Origin of the sequence: Pseudomonas citronellolis, from assembly GCF_029335315.1 — a bacterium.
Taxonomy (GTDB): Bacteria; Pseudomonadota; Gammaproteobacteria; order Pseudomonadales; family Pseudomonadaceae; genus Pseudomonas; species Pseudomonas citronellolis_A.
In genome coordinates this window covers 1-15,763 of record NZ_JARJLT010000047.1, presented here as the reverse complement: position 1 = coordinate 15,763, position 15,763 = coordinate 1, and the positions used below count along the sequence as shown (strand labels likewise).

Below are 15,763 nucleotides of genomic sequence, written 5' to 3'. Positions count from 1 at the left end.
CAGACTCGTGCGACTCTGTGTCGCAGTATAGGAAAGCCCTGGAGGCCACGTCCCGCGTGGGGTTAGAGCAAATCGGAGCTTCATGGGCGGCTGTAATAGCGCTCCAGAATTTCCATCGCCTTGTTGATCGACTGCAAACGCGTGGTGCTGCCGCCGCGATCCGGGTGGTGCAGGCTGACCAGCTGGCGGTAGCGCAGCTTGATCAGCGCGTAGTCCACCGGGCCGTCCTCCAGCTCGAACAGGGCCAGCGCGGCGGCCTTCTCGCCGTCGCCCTGCATGCGCGTCCAGAAGCTTTCCAAAAGCTTCTCCACGTCGCGCTCGGTGGTGTCGCGCAGGTTGCTCTCGTCCAGGTAATAGGCGCGCAGCGGGTCGCTCTCCACCAGGCCGGGCGCGCCGGGCTGCCAGGGCAGCAGGCCGATCTGCAGCGGGCCGATCTGCAGGTAGCCGCTCTGCTCGGCGCACAGTTGGTCGCGCAAGCGGTAGAGGGCGTTGAACACCAGGAAGTGGGTGCGGAACAGCACCAGCTTGTCGATCAGCGGCAGGTGCGGCACGTGGGTGGAGTGGCGCGCCTTCAATTGCTGGATCAACTGGTACTCGGAAAGGCCTTCGGGCGCGGCGCGCAGCAGTTCGAGCAGCTGCCCGGCGAGGTCGAGGCGGGCGTCGAGGTCGGGGGTCATAGGCCTCAGCCTAGCATCAGCCTACGGATGGGGCTGGGGTACGCGTCGCTTTGCGCGTAAAATGCCCAGCTTTTCGTCTTACCCCGGATTCCACAGCACCATGGCCAGCACCCTTTCGGTCAACCAGAACAAACTGCAGAAGCGCCTGCGTCGCCAGGTTGGCGAAGCCATCGCCGATTTCAACATGATCGAAGACGGCGACAAGGTGATGGTCTGCCTGTCCGGCGGCAAGGACAGCTACACCATGCTCGACGTCCTGCTGTACCTGCAGAAGGTCGCGCCGATCCAGTTCGAGATCGTCGCCGTGAACATGGACCAGAAGCAGCCGGGCTTTCCCGAGCACGTGCTGCCCGCCTACCTGGAATCCATCGGCGTGCAGTACCACATCATCGAGAAGGACACCTACTCGGTGGTGAAGGAGAAGATCCCGGAGGGCAAGACCACCTGCTCGCTGTGCTCGCGCCTGCGCCGCGGCACCCTCTACACCTACGCCGACGAGATCGGCGCGACCAAGATGGCGCTGGGGCACCACCGCGACGACATCCTGGAAACCTTCTTCCTCAACATGTTCTACGGCGGCACCCTCAAGGCCATGCCGCCCAAGCTGCTCTCCGACGACGGCCGCAACGTGGTGATCCGCCCGCTGGCCTACTGCAACGAGAAGGACATCGAGGCCTACTCGGTGCTCAAGGAATTCCCGATCATCCCGTGCAACCTCTGCGGCTCGCAGGAGAACCTGCAGCGCCAGGTGGTCAAGGAGATGCTGCTGGAGTGGGAGCGCAAGACGCCGGGCCGCGTCGAAATCATGTTCCGCGCCCTGCAGAACGTGGTGCCCTCGCAACTGGCCGACCGCAACCTGTTCGACTTCGCCAGCCTGCGCATCGACGACAACGCCACGCCGCGCTTCCTCGACGTGATGAACCTGTAATAAAGGAAGGGCGATGCGCGACTACCAATGGCTGTACGAATACTGCCTGAACCGCTTCGGCTCGGTGGCGGCCCTGGAGGCGCGCCTGCCGCAGCCGAAAAGCCCGGCCGAGCTGGCCGCGCTGGGTGACGACCGCTACCTGTCGCTGCTCAGCCTGCGGATCTTCCGCGCCGGCCTCAAGCACAGCCTGGTGGACGCCAAGTGGCCGGCCTTCGAGGAGGTGTTCTTCGGCTTCGACCCGGAGAAGGTCGTGCTGATGGGCGGCGAGCGCCTGGAAAATCTCATGCAGGACGCCCGCCTGATCCGCCACCTGGGCAAGCTCAAGAGCGTGCCGCGCAACGCCCAGATGGTCCTCGACGTCGCCCGCGAGTACGGTAGCTTCGGCAAGCTGCTGGCGGACTGGCCGGTGACCGACATCGTTGGCCTGTGGAAGCTGCTGGCCAAGCGCGGCAACCAGCTCGGCGGGCTGTCGGCGCCGCGCTTCCTGCGCATGGCCGGCAAGGACACCTTCATCCCCACCGACGACATGGTCGCCGCGCTCAAGGCGCAGGAAATCATCGACAAGGCGCCGACCAGCCAGAAGGACCTCGCCGCCGTGCAGGCCGCCTTCAACGCCTGGCACGAACAGAGCGGCCGACCGCTGTGCCAGCTCTCGGTGATGCTGGCGCACACGGTCAACCACTGACGGGCCGTCAGAAACGCAGGGACATGCAGCTGACGCCGCCGTCGATCTTGCGGTACTCGGAGCTGTCGACCTCGATCACCTGGTAGCCCAGCGCGGCGATCCTGTCCCGCGTGCGCGGGTAGCCGGCCGGCATGATCACCCGGCCGTTGACCCAGATGCAGTTCGCCGCGTAGGCCTCTTCCTCGGGTATCTCGATGATGTTCAGGTGCTGGAATTCCGGCTTGTCGACGAACTCGCCGGCGGCCAGCAGGTTGCCGTTCTCCAGGTAGGCCAAGCCGGTCTTCAGGTGCAGCACCTTCTCCAGGCGCACCACCGAACCCGTGAAACCGTGCTTCTCGAGGAGGGCGATCATCTGCCGCGCGCCCTCGGCGTTGGTGCGTGCCGACTCGCCTATATAGAAGTGCTCGCCGACCATCATGATGTCGCCGGCTTCCACGGTGCCGGGCGCCTCGATGCGTTCGACGCGGCCGGGGTAGAAGCGCTGGATGGTCTCCTCGATGATCGCCGTCTCGCCGCGCCGCGACTCCGCGCCCGGGCGGGTGATGATCGCGCAGCGCGAGGTGCAGAGCACCGGGTCCTCGACGAACACCGAGTCGGGGAAGTCCTCGTCCGGCGGCAGCAGGGTGATGTCGACCTCGCAGGTCTGCAGGGCGCGAATGTAGGCGTTGTGCTGGTCGAGGGCCTTGGCGTAGTCCGGTTTGCCGAGATGGGCGGAGGTCAGGCCGTCGATCAGCGAGCGGGCGGGGGTGCGGGCGATGATGTGCTTGAACATGCTGGTTTCTCTTGCGGGGTATGCGCAGGACGGTGCAAGTCACGCGCCAGGCCGGGGCGTGCCTCTGGCCGGGGAGGGCGCCCGTGGAATCGGGGCCTGGCGGGCTCCGGCCGGTCATCGAGGATGAAGGACGTTGGCGGCTTTCGTCGAAATTGCGACAATCGTCGAAGTTAAGACAAAGCTGAAGGACTGGGCTGGCCATGAATCCTGTCGATGAATCGTCGCAAGACCCGGCTGACGGTGAGCTTGCGTGGCTGGTGCGTTGCCTGCGGCCGATTTTCGACGGACTGCGGCAACCGGTCACGGTGGTCGATCCCGCCGGCCGCTTCGTCTACTACAACCAGGCCAGCGGCGCGCTGGACGGCCTCGATCCGCAACAGGTACTGGGCATGCACGTGCTGGAAAGCGCGCCCTGGTTGAGCGCGGAGCAGAGCACCTTGCTGCGCTGCCTGGCGGACGGGCGTCCGTCCTTCGACACCGTGCAGGCCTACGTCGGTGCCGGCGGCGAACTGTTGCAGTACCGCCATCGGGCGATCCCGCTGCACGGCCGGGGCGGCGAGCTGGTCGGTGCGATGGAGCTGGGCGAAGTGGTGGCCGATAAGCCGGCGTCCGCCGGCGAGGCGGAGGGCCCGAGCATTCCCAGCGGCGATCCCGGTATGCTGCAGCAGCTGCGGCGGCTGGATGTCTTCGCCGCCACCGAGCTGCCATTGCTGATCCATGGCGAAACCGGCACCGGCAAGGAACTCTTCGCCCGCCGTGCCCACACCCTGAGCCCCCGGCGCGCCGGGCCGCTGATCAGCCTGAATTGCGCGGCCATCCCGGAGACCCTGCTGGAAAGCACTCTGTTCGGCACCACGCGGGGCGCGTTCACCGGCGCGGAGAACCGCAAGGGCATGTTCGCCATGGCCGAAGGCGGCAGCCTGTTCCTCGACGAAATCAACTCCATGCCCCTGGCGCTGCAGAGCAAGCTGCTGCGGGTGTTGCAGGACGGCAGCTACCTGCCGCTGGGTAGCCTGAACGCCCAGCGCGCCGACGTTCGCCTGATCGCGGCGAGCAACCAGGCGCCGCGCCAGGCGATCGCCGCCGGTCGCCTGCGCGAAGACCTCTACTACCGGCTCAACGTCGCCTGCCTGAGCATTCCGCCGCTGCGCGAGCGGCCGGGCGACGTGGAGCTGTTGGCGCGGTTGTTCGTCCGGCGCGACGCGGCCAACCTCAACCCACGCATCACCAGTCTGGGGCCGGCGGCCCTGGCGCGCCTGCGCGAATGCGCCTGGCCGGGCAACGTCCGCCAGCTGGAAAACGTGATCCGCCGCAGCCTGCTCCTGCACGTCGGCGACGAGGCGGTGCTCGACACGCTGGTGTTCGCCGACGACGAGGACGGTACTCCCGTCGCCGAGCCTTCATCCTCGGCAGCCGGGAGCCTGCGCGAAAGGCTGGCGGAGCAGGAGCGCAAGCTGATACATGAGGCGTTGCACGAAGCGCGCGGCAACCTTTCCCTGGCCGCCGCGCGCCTGGACATACCCCGCACGACCCTGCTCGGCCGCCTGCGCCGCCTGGGGCTGCCGACACCCCGCGAGAATCGCTCGTTCACCTGACAGGAGCCCGCCATGGATACGCCCTTCGCCGAACTCGCCGACGCCCTGCAGCGGGCCGAACGCATCCTGGTCATCACCGGCGCGGGCCTTTCCGCCGACTCCGGCATGCCCACCTATCGCGGCCTGGGCGGGTTGTACAACGGCGTGACCGAGGAGGGCATCCCCATCGAGGCGGCCATCTCCGGGTCGATGCTGCGGCGCGATCCGGCATTGTGCTGGAAGTATCTGGCCCAGCTTGGCCGCGCGTGCCTGGCCGCCGCGCCCAACGCCGGCCACGAGGCTATCGCCGAACTGCAGAGGCTCAAGCCGGGCTGCTGGGTGCTGACGCAGAACATCGACGGTTTCCACCGGCGCGCCGGCTCGCCGGCCGAGAGGCTGATCGAGATCCACGGCGAATTGCAGCCGCTGTACTGCCAGTCGTGCGGCGTGCAGAGCGATGAACTGGAGGAGCACCTGCTGCGTCCGCTGCCGCCGCGTTGCGCGAGCTGCGGCGGTGTGTTGCGGCCACCGGTGGTGCTGTTCGAGGAGATGCTGCCGGAGGAGGCGATCGATAGCCTCTACCACGAAGTGCGCAAGGGGTTCGATGTGGTGATGCTGGTGGGCACCACCGCGAGTTTCCCCTATATTGTCGAGCCCGCCTTGCGCGCCCGCGCCGCCGGTGGCTTCGTGGCCGAAGTCAATCCGGCGCTGACCGACCTCAGCCCGCTGGTCGATGCGAGAATTGTTGGTCGAGCCTTAGACATTTTGCCGCGTCTGATAAGTCACATTTCTCGATAAAAAACTTGCATCACCTCGATTGAGCGGGCACATTAGCGCGCTAATGGAACTAATGAGACACGGTCGTGCCCATGCTTAAACGCTTCGCACCCCTCGTGCCCATGAGTTTCGTCTTGCTGCTGGCCGCTTGCGCCAGCCATTCGCCAGAGTCCCAGCCGGGTCAACAACAGGTCGCCGTAGAGCAGACCACCCGTAGCTGGGTACAGATTGACCACCACGAGGCAACACTGGCGGGTGTAGAAGACGAGGGGGCAGGAAACAACAACGGGAATCCGTCAGGGCGGGTTTCCAGCATTCTGGATCGAGCATTCGAACTGATCGGCACGCCGTATCGTTTCGGGGGCCGTTCGGAACAAACCGGTTTCGATTGCAGCGGTTTCGTGGGCTACCTGTTCCGCGAAGAAGCTGGGATCAACCTTCCGCGTTCCACGCGCGAGATGATCACCATGGACGTTCCGCTGGTCTCGAAGGATGACCTGCGCCCGGGCGACCTGATCTTCTTCAACAACCGTGGTCGCGGTCGCGTCAGCCACGCCGGCATCTATATCGGCGATGGCCAGTTCATCCACTCCGCCAGCCGTCGAGGTGGTGGTGTGCGGGTGGACAATCTGGACGACAGCTACTGGCGCCTGAGCTACATGGAGGCTAAACGCGTCCTGAAGCCGGGTTACCAGGCGCGGCAGACAGTCATCCGCTAAACTTAAAGTTTTACTTTAAGTATTGCGCTTAACCGTCTGACGGTGCACAGTGATGGCATTCCTGAATCGGGGATGCCATCACATGCATACCTCCCTTCGCGTTCTCGCACTCGCACTCATATCCCTGCTGGCCGCCTGCGCCAGTCATCCGCCGCCTGCGCCGCCGCCTGTGGTCTACGCTCCGTCGACCAGCATGGAGAGCGATTCCGCGGCCGCCAACGACGTCCTGATCCGCGCCATCGGCCTGGTGGGTACGCCCTATCGCTGGGGCGGCAACACGCCCGATGGTGGCTTCGACTGCAGTGGCCTGATCGGCTTCGTCTACCGCGACACCACCGGCATGCAACTGCCGCGCTCGACCCGCGAGATGATCGGCATGCGCGCGCCCAACGTCGGCCGCGAATCGCTGCAGAGCGGCGACCTGGTGTTCTTCGCGACCAACGGCGGGCGTAATGTCAGCCACGCCGGCATCTATGTAGGAGAGGGGCGCTTCGTACATGCGCCCAGAACCGGCGGGACGGTACGCCTGGACAGCCTCGACAGCCCCTATTGGCAGAAAGCCTTCCTGGAGGCCAAGCGCGTCCTCGCGGTGCAGAGTCTCGCTCTCCACCCCTGATCCGCGGGAGGGCCCATGACCACGCGCACGCTCAATCTCGACGACGCGCTCTACCAGTACCTGCTCGACACCTCTCTGCGCGACACCCCGCTCAAGGCGCACCTGCGTGCGGAAACCGCGGCGCTACCCACGGCGCGCTGGCAGATAGCCCCGGAGCAGGGGCAATTCCTCGCCCTGCTGGTCAAGCTGGCCGGCGCGCGGCGCATCCTTGAAGTGGGCACCTTCACCGGCTACAGCGCCTTGTGCATGGCCGAGGTGCTACCGGACGACGGCCACATCCTCTGCTGCGACCTGCCCGGCGACTACAACGCCACCGCACAAGGCTACTGGTGCGAAGCGGGCGTGGCTGAACGCATCGAACTGCGCCTGGCCCCAGCCCTCGACACCCTGGCCGGCCTGGAAAGGGAAGGGCAGGCGGGCAGCTTCGACATCGTCTTCATCGACGCCGACAAGGCCAACTACCCAAGCTACCTGGAGCACGCCTCGACCCTGCTGCGCCAGGGCGGCCTGGCGATCTTCGACAACACCCTGTGGAGCGGCCGGGTGCTCGAGGAAAACCCCCAAAGCGCCGACACCCGCGCCATCCAGCAACTGAACCGGGCGCTGAAGACGGACGAGCGCTGGGACTACTCGCTGTTGCCGCTGGGCGATGGCATGGGGCTCTGTCGCAAGCGCTAGCGCGGGTTTGGGATGTAGGCCAACTTTACGGCGCCAATCGTTGCCTACAGAAAGTCCCTAGGCTAGATTCCTACGGCTTCGGTTCGTGACATGGCAGAGGGATTGGTTTGCAAGAAGGCGCCAGGAAGTTGCTTAAGCTGATAATTCAGATTCCCTGTTACAACGAGGGAGAAACTCTAGCCATTGCACTCGCTGCATTGCCTCGTACCGTCCCTGGTTTCGATGTGGTGGAGTGGTTGGTCATCGACGATGGCAGTAGCGATGACACTGTAGCTGTAGCCGAACGGCACGGTGTCGACCATGTAGTCCGACACACTCGCAACAAGGGGTTGGCCAAGGCTTTCATGACCGGTATCGAGGCCAGCCTGAAGTGTGGCGCGGACGTAATCGTCAATACCGATGCCGACAACCAGTATGACGCATCCTTCATTCCTGACCTGACGCGGCCGATACTCGAGCATCGGGCGGAGATGGTCATTGGTGAACGGCCTATTTCTACTATCGAACATTTCTCCCCGGTGAAGAAGTTGCTTCAGCGGCTCGGTAGTTGGGTAGTGCGAGTTGCCAGTAACACCGACGTACCTGATGCGCCCAGCGGCTTTCGCGCCATAGGGCGAGGTGCTGCCCAAAAGTTGATGGTGTTCAATAACTACACCTATACGCTGGAAACCATCATCCAGGCCGGACAGAAAAACATTTCCGTGACATCCGTGTCTGTGAAGGTCAATGACGATCTACGGCCATCCCGCCTGGTGAAGAGTATTCCGTCCTATATCAATCGCAGCATTGTCACCATCGTCCGCATTTTTATCATCTATCGGCCATTCCGCTTCTTCGGCGCCATAGGGGGACTTCTCTTCGGAGCGGGTTTCCTACTAGGGGCGCGCTTTCTGTGGCATTACCTGCAGGGTGATGGCGATGGTCACGTACAGTCTCTGATCCTGGCCTCGGTATTGCTGGGTATGGGCTTTCAGACGTTGCTGATCGCCTTCGTCGCCGATCTACTGGCAGCCAATCGCATGCTGTTGGAGGATGTCCGCGTAAAAGTTTCCCAGCTGACGGGTGACGATAAGCGATCGACTAACGAGGATTCGCATGGCTGATCAGGCTTCCGAAGGACTGTTATCTCCTTATCTACGTGAAAAGCGCATTCAGGCGGTCCGTCCTTATTTGAAGGGGCGGGTACTGGATGTCGGTTGTGGTTCAGGTGCTCTGGCTCGATTGCTCGCACCAGGGAACTACCTTGGAGTGGATCGCGATTCAGCCTCTTTGCAGCGGGCTCGCGCCACGTTTCCGATCTATGCCTTTGCCAGCGAGTTGCCGGAGTCTGAGGGGCAATTCGATACCGTAGTGTCCATGGCGGTCATTGAGCATCTGAGTGATCCAGTCGAACACCTGAGGTCATTGTCTCAGCACCTGAAAAAGGGACGGGAGGCTCGCATAGTCCTTACCACGCCGCATCCAGCGGTTGACTGGGTTCATGACATCGGTGCGCGTGTCGGTCTGTTTTCCCGACACGCTAACGATGAGCATGAGGAGCTGCTGGACAGGGCTCGCCTGCTCAGCGTTGGAGCCAGTGCAGGCCTGGTACTGAGTGTGTACGAGCGCTTCCTGTTCGGAGCCAACCAACTGGCCATTTATTCTCGGGAGCACTCGTGAGCATCCGAATCTCGAAAGGCGACAGCGAAGAGGGTGTGGTCATTGGCAATGCCTATGACAAGTACGGTTCGCGCAATCCATTAGTGCGCTGGATGATGGCGGGCTTCGAGGATGCCTTGTCTACCTTCGTGCGCAAGGTCGAGCCGACGACTATTCATGAGGTCGGTTGTGGCGAAGGCTACTGGGTGATGCGTTGGGCGCAAGAGGGCCTTGCCGTGCGTGGCTGCGACTTTTCCGCCAAGGTCATTCAGATCGCTCGTGACAACGCCTCGAGTGTCGGGCTCCCTGAGGAGTTGTTCCAAGCACGCAGTATCTACGATCTTCAGCCACCCGAAGACATTGCTGACCTAGTGGTCTGCTGCGAGGTCCTGGAGCATCTCGAATCGCCGGAGCTGGCTCTGGAAGCTCTGCAGAGGGTGGTCGGCGGTCACCTGATCCTCAGTGTGCCAAAGGAGCCGTTGTGGTGCGTGCTCAACTGCCTCCGCGGTAAGTATCTGGGGCAACTGGGTAATACTCCGGGGCATATACAGCACTGGTCGAGAAGGCGTTTCGTCGAGTTGGTATCGAAGTACTTCGAAGTGCTGGAGGTTAGAAACCCACTCCCCTGGACCATGCTCCTCTGTCGCCCTCTGCAGACTCGATGAGCAGAGTGTTCAAGCAGTGCCTGCACTGGCTAGGAAATGCAATGGCTCTGGCTGGCGTCGTTTTCGTCGGCTATCGCTTCAGCATCTACCGAGGGCAGTTGGACAACTTCCATGACTGGTGGCTGGTCTCTGGATTGGCGTTACTCAGCGGCATTTCCGGAGTTCTGCTTGGTTGTGCATGGTGGCTATTGCTGAGAGGTCGGCTTCACGATCGGGTGCCAACATTGTCCTGGGCCGTCTTGGTTTACGGTATTTCCCAGTTGGCCAAGTACTTACCGGGAAATATTTTTCATTTCGCCAGTCGCCAAGCGTTGGGCATGGGGGCCGGTCTATCCTCGAGAGTCCTGCTTGGTTCCGCATTTCTGGAATTGCTGATGATCGCTTCGGCTGCCTGCGGATTTGCTCTATTGGTTTTGCCTTTACTGAAGGTGGCACCGCATCTGTTTGCAGAAGGAGCATTTGTTCTTGCCCTGCTAGTAGTCCCGACAATTCTGTGGCGGATGCGCGGCGTAGATTTGTCCTGCGTATGGTTGGTCCATTCGCTTTATCTTGGTCTTGCTGCCGCTGTCTTCTGTGTTCTTCTGTGTAGCGTGATAGAGGAGGCTGCCTCGCCTACGTTCATCTTGAGCTGTGCCGGCGCCTATGTACTGGCTTGGCTGGCTGGCCTGGTGATTCCTGGAGTGCCTGCCGGAATTGGGGTTCGGGAGTTCGTCCTACTGTTTCTGCTTAAGGGCATCGTCGTCGAAGCAGACTTGTTACTGGCCGTACTGCTCGGTCGGGCTGTGACGACCGCTGGTGACTGTCTCTATTACCTTGGTTCTTTGATTGGAATGGCTGTGCTGAAGGATGTTCACCATGCATCGCGCTGATTGCCGCAGGCCGAGTGCCGAGACTTTTTCCGCTTGGTCAATCGGATTCGCTTTCAGCCTCTACAGTTGTTGGACACTGCTGTGCCATATAGCGACTTTCACCGGCATTTCCTGGGATGCACTCAACAGTTGGTTGCTATGGCTGGTTCTACCGCTGCTGCTCGGTTCGCTGGTTATGGCAGGGCGAGTCGCCCGTGCGTACTCCACGTACCTGCTAACGGCTGAGCCGAACCTGCAGGTACCAGTCGGCAGTCGAGCTTCACTGGCCAGCATTCTATTGCTGGCCACAATGGGGTTGTTATTCCTTGGAAGCTACGAGTTCAAGTTCGTTGTCGTCCTGGTCGCAGCCCCCGTGTTGGTGCTCCTCCATCAAGCGGTGCCGCTCGAACCTGCTCCTGTCTTGAGCCCCGCGGCCAGCAAGATCGCGCTGCCATTGCTTGTGCTGCTTTGCGCCGTGGCCGTGGTCCTAGTGCTGGTGTTGAAGCGCACTGATCTGGATGACTCCAGTTTCCTGCAGATTGCGGCGCAGACTGCGTTGCACTCGAACTTGGCGCCACTGACCTACGACGCCTCCCTTGGGCACCTTGTCGAACCTTTCCGCTTCGCACCCTACCGACTCAGTTCCTACGAGTTGTTGGCGGCCCTGCTGGTCAAGTGGACGGGCCTGAACCTGTTGGCCATCTACTACCTAGTACTCCCGGCGATCGGGGCGGTTCTGTGCATACTTGCCGCGTTTCTCTTTGCTCGCTGCTTTGTTCGCGGCAGCCTGCCAGCAGTGCTGGCGGTCCTGGTGTTTCTGTTAGTTATCCTGGTGTGGGGGGAGACTTCGACGGCCTACGGCAATCGACTTCTAGTCAGGTTATTCCAAGGCAAAGGCTTGCTGATTGCTGTCACCACTCCGGTGTCGCTGGTGGCCGGTTTGATGCTGATTCGCCAACCGAGCCTGTTGGCTTGGTCGCTCCTATGCCTGGCGAACGTTTGCGCGATAGGCGTTTCCTCATCGGGCTTGGTGCTTTGCGTATTCGTCGCCGCATTGATTTTCTGCGCCTCCATCGCTGCCGGGCCACGGCGTTGTATGGTGATCGGGTTTCAGTTGTTTATCGCCTTGCTCTACCCGATGCTACTGGCGTTCTGGATGAAGTTCGAAAGTCGTTCGGCAGTGTCCTTCAGCGAGATTGGGACATATTTGCCGATCGATGCATCGTTGGGCGGCGGCGGTCGCGAGTCCATAGCCTTGGCCGCAATGCTCGGAGGGTTCCTAGTGTTCTTCCGGGCTCGGGACAAGGAGTTGGCACTGCTCTTCGCCGGTACTCTTTTGGTGACCTTGAACCCCTGGCTTGCCGAGCTGTTTGCACATTTCAGCTCCCGCAACATGAGTTGGAGGATCGCCTGGGCTGCGCCTGTCCCACTATTGTTGAGTGTCACTCTTGTTGCCATCCTGCAGGCTGGTTGGCAGCAGAGGCACAGATTGCAGGGTTGGCTGCCTGCTGTTCCAGCGTTAGGGATGGCACTGTTGTTCCTGTTTGTGGGACGGACTGTGTTTGCTCCGGAGAACAACCTGTCCTGGGGGCGTCCTGGGGCAAAGATTGAGCCACAGTACTTCCAGACTTGGGAAATTGCCCGACACCTTCAGCTACTGAAATTCGATGGCAGTGTGCTTGCTCAACGTGAGGTCGCAGCCTGGCTGCCTTTGACGTTGCCGGGAGTCGAACTGGTGATGCCCGGGCACACATACCCGATCCAGTTGCAGACGGTTTTGGGGCCGGATGACTATGCTGCGCGAATGCGCCTGGTAGATGTGATAAACCACCCGGCACCACCTTTGCAGCAGCACTTGGATGATTTGCGTCGCTACCGGGTTCGGTTATTGATCGTCAGTGACGCTACGGTACTGCCGCAGCCTGGGCAGGGGACGCTCGTCTTGCGGGAGCTGTTCCGCCAGTCGGGTTATAAGGTGGTGGAGGTCGATAGTGACTGAGCGCTGGAGAGTAAGCCGATGTCAGCATCTCATCGCGGCCTCCTCCTGTTCACGGCAGTCCTATTGTCTCTTCCTCTCCTGCAAAGGCCGATAATTGCCGAATCATGCATTGGGCCTTCCGATGCACTTGTGAGATAAAAGAGGGCAACGCTACCAAAAGGGCACGCTTGAACGTGCCCTCTTTTCGTTTCCATCTTCACCGTCAGGCGATGTCGACCAGGATGACTTCGCTGTCCTCCAGCGCCGTCACCTTGACTACAGCCTCTTCCGCGATAGCCGCGCCGTCGCGAGCTTCCAGCGTCACGCCATTGACCTCCACCTTGCCGGTCGCCGGTACCAGGTAGGCGCGGCGGTCGGTGCCGAGGGCGTATTCGGCGCTCTGGCCGGCCTTCAGGGTGGCGGCCACCAGGCGGCCGTCGGCGCGGATGCGCAGGGCGTCGGTGTCGCTTTCGTCACCGCTGGCCAGGGTTACGAACTGGCCGGCGCGGTCGCCTTTCGGGAAAGGCTTGGCGCCCCAGGACGGCGTGCCGCCGCGCTGGGTCGGCAGGATCCAGATCTGGAAGATCTTCGTCAGTTCCGGCTCCAGGTTGTACTCGGAGTGGACGATGCCGCTGCCGGCGCTCATCACCTGCACGTCGCCCGCTTCGGTGCGGCCCTTGTTGCCCAGGCTGTCCTGGTGGGTGATCGCCCCCTGGCGCACGTAGGTGATGATTTCCATCTCGCGGTGCGGGTGCGGCGGGAAGCCCGAGCCGGCGGCGATCTCGTCGTCGTTCCAGACGCGCAGGTTGCCCCAGTTCATGCGTTCGCTGTCGTAGTACTCGGCGAAGGAGAAGTGGTGCTTGGCGTTGAGCCAGCCGTGGTGGGCGCCGCCGAGCTGGTTGAAGGGTCTGCGTTCGATCATGGAATCAGTCCTCTTGGGGCGCAAGGCCTGCGATCGGGCCGGTTTGCGCGGTTCATGGAGGCTATGTTGATCCCAGTATGATCGATAAAAAAGCGCAAATATCCGACTTTAAATATCGATTTATTGGATTGGTCCGGCTCAGTCCTGGCCGGACTTGAGGAACTTGCTGAGGAATTGCCGGGTGCGTTCTTCGCGCGGGTTGGCGAACAGCGCCCTGGCGTCGCCCTGTTCGACGATCACGCCCTTGTCGATGAAGATCGCCCGGTTCGCCACGTCGCGGGCGAAGCTCATCTCGTGGGTGACGATGACCATGGTGCGGTTTTCCTGGGCCAGGCTGCGGATGGTCGCGAGCACTTCGCCAACCAGTTCCGGGTCCAGCGCCGAGGTAGGTTCGTCGAACAGGATCACGTCCGGTTGCATCGCCAGGGCGCGGGCGATGGCCACCCGTTGCTGCTGGCCGCCGGAGAGACGCTTGGGATAGGCGTCTTCCTTGCCGGCCAGGCCGACCTTGGCGAGCAACTGGCGGGCGCGCTGCTCGGCGCTGGCGCGGGCTTCCTTCTTCACCACCACCGGGCCTTCGATGACGTTCTCCAGGGCGGTGCGGTGGGGAAACAGGTTGAAGTTCTGGAACACGAAGCCGACATGCTGGCGCAGCTTGCGGATCAGCCCCTGCTGGGCCTTCAGCGGGCGCGAGGCGTCGATCTCGATGTCGCCGACGCGAATGGTCCCGCCGTTGGGCGTTTCCAGCAGGTTCAGGCAGCGCAACAGGGTGGTCTTGCCCGAGCCGCTGGGGCCGATGATCGCCACTACTTCGCCGGCCTCGACGGTCAGGTCGATGCCCTTGAGCACTTCCTGGCCGCGGAACTGCTTGGTCAGCTTGCGTACCTCGATCATGCCTCGTGCTCCTGGTCATGGCGGTTTACCCGCTGCTCCAGGCGGTTCTGCAGGTGCGCCAGGATGCTGGCCAGCACCCAGTAGATGAGCGCCGCGGTGAGGTACATGGTGAACACCTCGAAGGTCCGTGCGGTGATCAGCTGCGCCTGGCGGAACAGTTCCGGCACCTGGATGGTGGCGGCCAGGGCGGTGTCCTTGACCAGCGAGATGAAGCTGTTGCCCAGCGGCGGCAGAGCGGTGCGCGCGGCCTGCGGGAGGATCACCCGGCGCAGGGTCTGGGCGCGAGTCATGCCGATGCTGGAGGCGGCCTCCCATTGGCCGCGATCGATGGAGCCGATGGCCGCGCGGAGAATCTCGCAGACGTACGCGGCCATGTTCAGCGAGAAGCCGATCAGCGCCGCCGGCAGCGGGTCCAGTTCCAGGCCCAGCTGCGGCAGGCCGTAATAGATCATGAACAGCTGCACCAGCAGCGGCGTGCCACGGAAGAAGGACACGTAGATCCGCGACAGCCAGCTGAGCAGCGGGTGGCCATACAGCCGCAACAGGGCGAGGACGAACCCGAGCAGGAGGCCGAAGAACATCCCGCCGACGCTGAGCACCACCGTGAACACCGCGCCCTTGAGCAGGAAGGGCGCGGAGTCCAGCGCGAGCTGCAGGCTTTCGTCGATCATTGGGTGACGTCAGCCTGGAACCATTTCTCCGAGAGTTGCTTCAGCGTGCCGTCGGCCTTGAGTTTGTCGATGGCCTTGTTCAGCGCCCCGAGCAGTTCGGGATTGCCCTTGCGCACGGCGATGCCGGCTTCCTGGCGGGCGAACGGCTGGCCGGTCAGGGCCATGGCGCCCTTGGTCTTGTTGACCATGTCGAAGGCCGCCAGGCGGTCCACCAGGATCACGTCGATGCGCCCGCTGCGCAGGTCCTGGAACTTGGTCGGGTCGTCTTCGTAGGTACGTACGTCGGCCTGGGGTACGTTCTGCTTCAGCCATTGCTCGTAGTTGGTGCCCAGCCCTACGCCGACCTTCACGCCGGCGAGCTTGGCCGGGGTGTCGTACTTGGCTTCGTCACCCTTGCGCACCAGCGCCTGGATGCCGGAGACGGTGTAGGGCTCGGAGAAGTCGTACTTCTTCTTGCGCTCCTCGGAGATGGTCACCTGGTTGATCACCACGTCCAGGCGCTTGGATTCCAGCGCGGCGAGGATGCCGTCCCACTTGGTCGGCTGGAACTTGGCCTTCACGCCCAGCTCCTTGGCCAGCAGGTCGGCGAAGTCCACTTCGAAGCCGGACAGCTTGCCGCTCTCGTCGACGAAGCTGAACGGCGGATAGGTGCCTTCCAGGCCGACCTTGATGCTGCCGTTGCCCTGGATCTGCTTGAGCAGGTCCTCGTCGGCGCTGGCCT

At 62.6% G+C, this 15,763-nt stretch carries 18 protein-coding genes; 12 read left to right on the top strand and 6 right to left on the bottom strand.

The window, feature by feature from the left end:
• Window positions 1–80: 80 nt before the first annotated feature.
• The gene (locus P3W75_RS03775) at window positions 81–677 is read right to left on the bottom strand and encodes a DNA-J related domain-containing protein (RefSeq protein WP_276226034.1); all 597 of its coding nucleotides are present in this window, start codon (window positions 675–677) and stop codon (window positions 81–83) included.
• Window positions 678–777: 100 nt separating this feature from the next.
• Here P3W75_RS03775 and ttcA point away from each other — a divergent pair, with 100 nt between their 5' ends.
• Together ttcA and P3W75_RS03765 are read left to right on the top strand one after the other, a co-directional pair.
• Window positions 778–1,605 carry a tRNA 2-thiocytidine(32) synthetase TtcA gene (gene ttcA / locus P3W75_RS03770; protein ID WP_276226033.1) on the top strand — a complete coding sequence of 276 codons (828 nt, stop codon included), beginning with the start codon at window positions 778–780 and terminating at the stop codon, window positions 1,603–1,605.
• Window positions 1,606–1,618: 13 nt separating this feature from the next.
• Window positions 1,619–2,290 carry a DNA-3-methyladenine glycosylase I gene (locus P3W75_RS03765; protein WP_276226032.1) on the top strand — a complete coding sequence of 224 codons (672 nt, stop codon included), beginning with the start codon at window positions 1,619–1,621 and terminating at the stop codon, window positions 2,288–2,290.
• A 7-nt stretch (window positions 2,291–2,297) separates the two neighbouring features.
• Here P3W75_RS03765 and ddaH read toward each other — a convergent pair whose 3' ends face one another.
• Window positions 2,298–3,062 (bottom strand): dimethylargininase, encoded by a 765-nt coding sequence (gene ddaH, locus P3W75_RS03760; RefSeq protein ID WP_276226031.1) that lies wholly within the window; start codon window positions 3,060–3,062, stop codon window positions 2,298–2,300.
• A gap of 200 nt (window positions 3,063–3,262) precedes the next feature.
• On the opposite strand from ddaH, the gene P3W75_RS03755 reads away from it, so the two are divergent.
• The 10 genes from P3W75_RS03755 to P3W75_RS03710 all read left to right on the top strand — a co-directional run bounded on the left by P3W75_RS03755 (window position 3,263) and on the right by P3W75_RS03710 (window position 12,576).
• Window positions 3,263–4,657, top strand: coding sequence for a sigma-54 interaction domain-containing protein (locus tag P3W75_RS03755; RefSeq protein WP_276226030.1), 1,395 nt, complete (start codon window positions 3,263–3,265; stop codon window positions 4,655–4,657).
• Window positions 4,658–4,669: 12 nt separating this feature from the next.
• On the top strand, window positions 4,670–5,434 hold the full coding sequence (locus P3W75_RS03750; RefSeq protein WP_276226029.1) for an NAD-dependent deacylase: 765 nt from the start codon (window positions 4,670–4,672) through the stop codon (window positions 5,432–5,434).
• Window positions 5,435–5,499: 65 nt separating this feature from the next.
• On the top strand, window positions 5,500–6,132 hold the full coding sequence (locus tag P3W75_RS03745) for a C40 family peptidase (protein ID WP_276226028.1): 633 nt from the start codon (window positions 5,500–5,502) through the stop codon (window positions 6,130–6,132).
• Between the two features lie 82 nt (window positions 6,133–6,214).
• Window positions 6,215–6,748 (top strand): C40 family peptidase, encoded by a 534-nt coding sequence (locus P3W75_RS03740; protein WP_276226027.1) that lies wholly within the window; start codon window positions 6,215–6,217, stop codon window positions 6,746–6,748.
• A gap of 15 nt (window positions 6,749–6,763) precedes the next feature.
• Entirely contained in the window at window positions 6,764–7,426 is a 663-nt protein-coding gene (locus tag P3W75_RS03735) for an O-methyltransferase (RefSeq protein WP_276226026.1), read from the top strand.
• 128 nt (window positions 7,427–7,554) lie between these two features.
• Complete coding sequence (locus tag P3W75_RS03730; RefSeq protein WP_276226025.1) at window positions 7,555–8,529, top strand: glycosyltransferase family 2 protein; 975 nt, start codon at window positions 7,555–7,557, stop codon at window positions 8,527–8,529.
• On the top strand, window positions 8,522–9,085 hold the full coding sequence (locus tag P3W75_RS03725; protein WP_276226024.1) for a class I SAM-dependent methyltransferase: 564 nt from the start codon (window positions 8,522–8,524) through the stop codon (window positions 9,083–9,085). The genes P3W75_RS03730 and P3W75_RS03725 overlap by 8 nt, the downstream gene beginning before the upstream one ends.
• Window positions 9,082–9,729, top strand: coding sequence for a class I SAM-dependent methyltransferase (locus tag P3W75_RS03720; RefSeq protein WP_276226023.1), 648 nt, complete (start codon window positions 9,082–9,084; stop codon window positions 9,727–9,729). Before P3W75_RS03725 ends, P3W75_RS03720 begins: the two co-directional genes overlap by 4 nt.
• Window positions 9,726–10,598 (top strand): hypothetical protein, encoded by an 873-nt coding sequence (locus P3W75_RS03715; protein WP_276226022.1) that lies wholly within the window; start codon window positions 9,726–9,728, stop codon window positions 10,596–10,598. The genes P3W75_RS03720 and P3W75_RS03715 overlap by 4 nt, the downstream gene beginning before the upstream one ends.
• On the top strand, window positions 10,585–12,576 hold the full coding sequence (locus P3W75_RS03710; RefSeq protein WP_276226021.1) for a DUF6077 domain-containing protein: 1,992 nt from the start codon (window positions 10,585–10,587) through the stop codon (window positions 12,574–12,576). Before P3W75_RS03715 ends, P3W75_RS03710 begins: the two co-directional genes overlap by 14 nt.
• Before the next feature lie 202 nt (window positions 12,577–12,778).
• Here the strand turns inward: P3W75_RS03710 and P3W75_RS03705 are convergent, their stop codons facing one another.
• The 4 genes from P3W75_RS03705 to tcyJ all read right to left on the bottom strand — a co-directional run.
• Window positions 12,779–13,477: a pirin family protein gene (locus P3W75_RS03705; protein WP_276226020.1), complete on the bottom strand. Its 699-nt coding sequence runs from the start codon at window positions 13,475–13,477 to the stop codon at window positions 12,779–12,781.
• Window positions 13,478–13,615: 138 nt separating this feature from the next.
• Window positions 13,616–14,371, bottom strand: a complete 756-nt coding sequence (tcyN, locus tag P3W75_RS03700) for an L-cystine ABC transporter ATP-binding protein TcyN (protein ID WP_276226019.1) — start codon at window positions 14,369–14,371, stop codon at window positions 13,616–13,618.
• Window positions 14,368–15,039 (bottom strand): cystine ABC transporter permease, encoded by a 672-nt coding sequence (gene tcyL, locus P3W75_RS03695; protein WP_276226090.1) that lies wholly within the window; start codon window positions 15,037–15,039, stop codon window positions 14,368–14,370. The genes tcyN and tcyL overlap by 4 nt, the downstream gene beginning before the upstream one ends.
• Window positions 15,039–15,763 (bottom strand): cystine ABC transporter substrate-binding protein (gene tcyJ, locus P3W75_RS03690; RefSeq protein WP_276226018.1); only part of this gene is annotated, 725 nt, incomplete at its 5' end. The genes tcyL and tcyJ, both read right to left, overlap by 1 nt.

Excerpts from the sequence above, each read along its gene's own strand:
- P3W75_RS03705 (WP_276226020.1), bottom strand. The coding sequence starts at position 13,477 with ATGATCGAACGCAGACCCTTCAACCAGCTCGGCGGCGCCCACCACGGC.
- P3W75_RS03740 (WP_276226027.1), top strand. The coding sequence starts at position 6,215 with ATGCATACCTCCCTTCGCGTTCTCGCACTCGCACTCATATCCCTGCTG.
- P3W75_RS03750 (WP_276226029.1), top strand. The coding sequence starts at position 4,670 with ATGGATACGCCCTTCGCCGAACTCGCCGACGCCCTGCAGCGGGCCGAA.
- ttcA (WP_276226033.1), top strand. The coding sequence starts at position 778 with ATGGCCAGCACCCTTTCGGTCAACCAGAACAAACTGCAGAAGCGCCTG.
- P3W75_RS03775 (WP_276226034.1), bottom strand. The coding sequence starts at position 677 with ATGACCCCCGACCTCGACGCCCGCCTCGACCTCGCCGGGCAGCTGCTC.
- tcyN (WP_276226019.1), bottom strand. The coding sequence starts at position 14,371 with ATGATCGAGGTACGCAAGCTGACCAAGCAGTTCCGCGGCCAGGAAGTG.
- P3W75_RS03735 (WP_276226026.1), top strand. The coding sequence starts at position 6,764 with ATGACCACGCGCACGCTCAATCTCGACGACGCGCTCTACCAGTACCTG.
- P3W75_RS03710 (WP_276226021.1), top strand. The coding sequence starts at position 10,585 with ATGCATCGCGCTGATTGCCGCAGGCCGAGTGCCGAGACTTTTTCCGCT.
- ddaH (WP_276226031.1), bottom strand. The coding sequence starts at position 3,062 with ATGTTCAAGCACATCATCGCCCGCACCCCCGCCCGCTCGCTGATCGAC.
- P3W75_RS03755 (WP_276226030.1), top strand. The coding sequence starts at position 3,263 with ATGAATCCTGTCGATGAATCGTCGCAAGACCCGGCTGACGGTGAGCTT.
- P3W75_RS03765 (WP_276226032.1), top strand. The coding sequence starts at position 1,619 with ATGCGCGACTACCAATGGCTGTACGAATACTGCCTGAACCGCTTCGGC.
- P3W75_RS03725 (WP_276226024.1), top strand. The coding sequence starts at position 8,522 with ATGGCTGATCAGGCTTCCGAAGGACTGTTATCTCCTTATCTACGTGAA.
- P3W75_RS03715 (WP_276226022.1), top strand. The coding sequence starts at position 9,726 with ATGAGCAGAGTGTTCAAGCAGTGCCTGCACTGGCTAGGAAATGCAATG.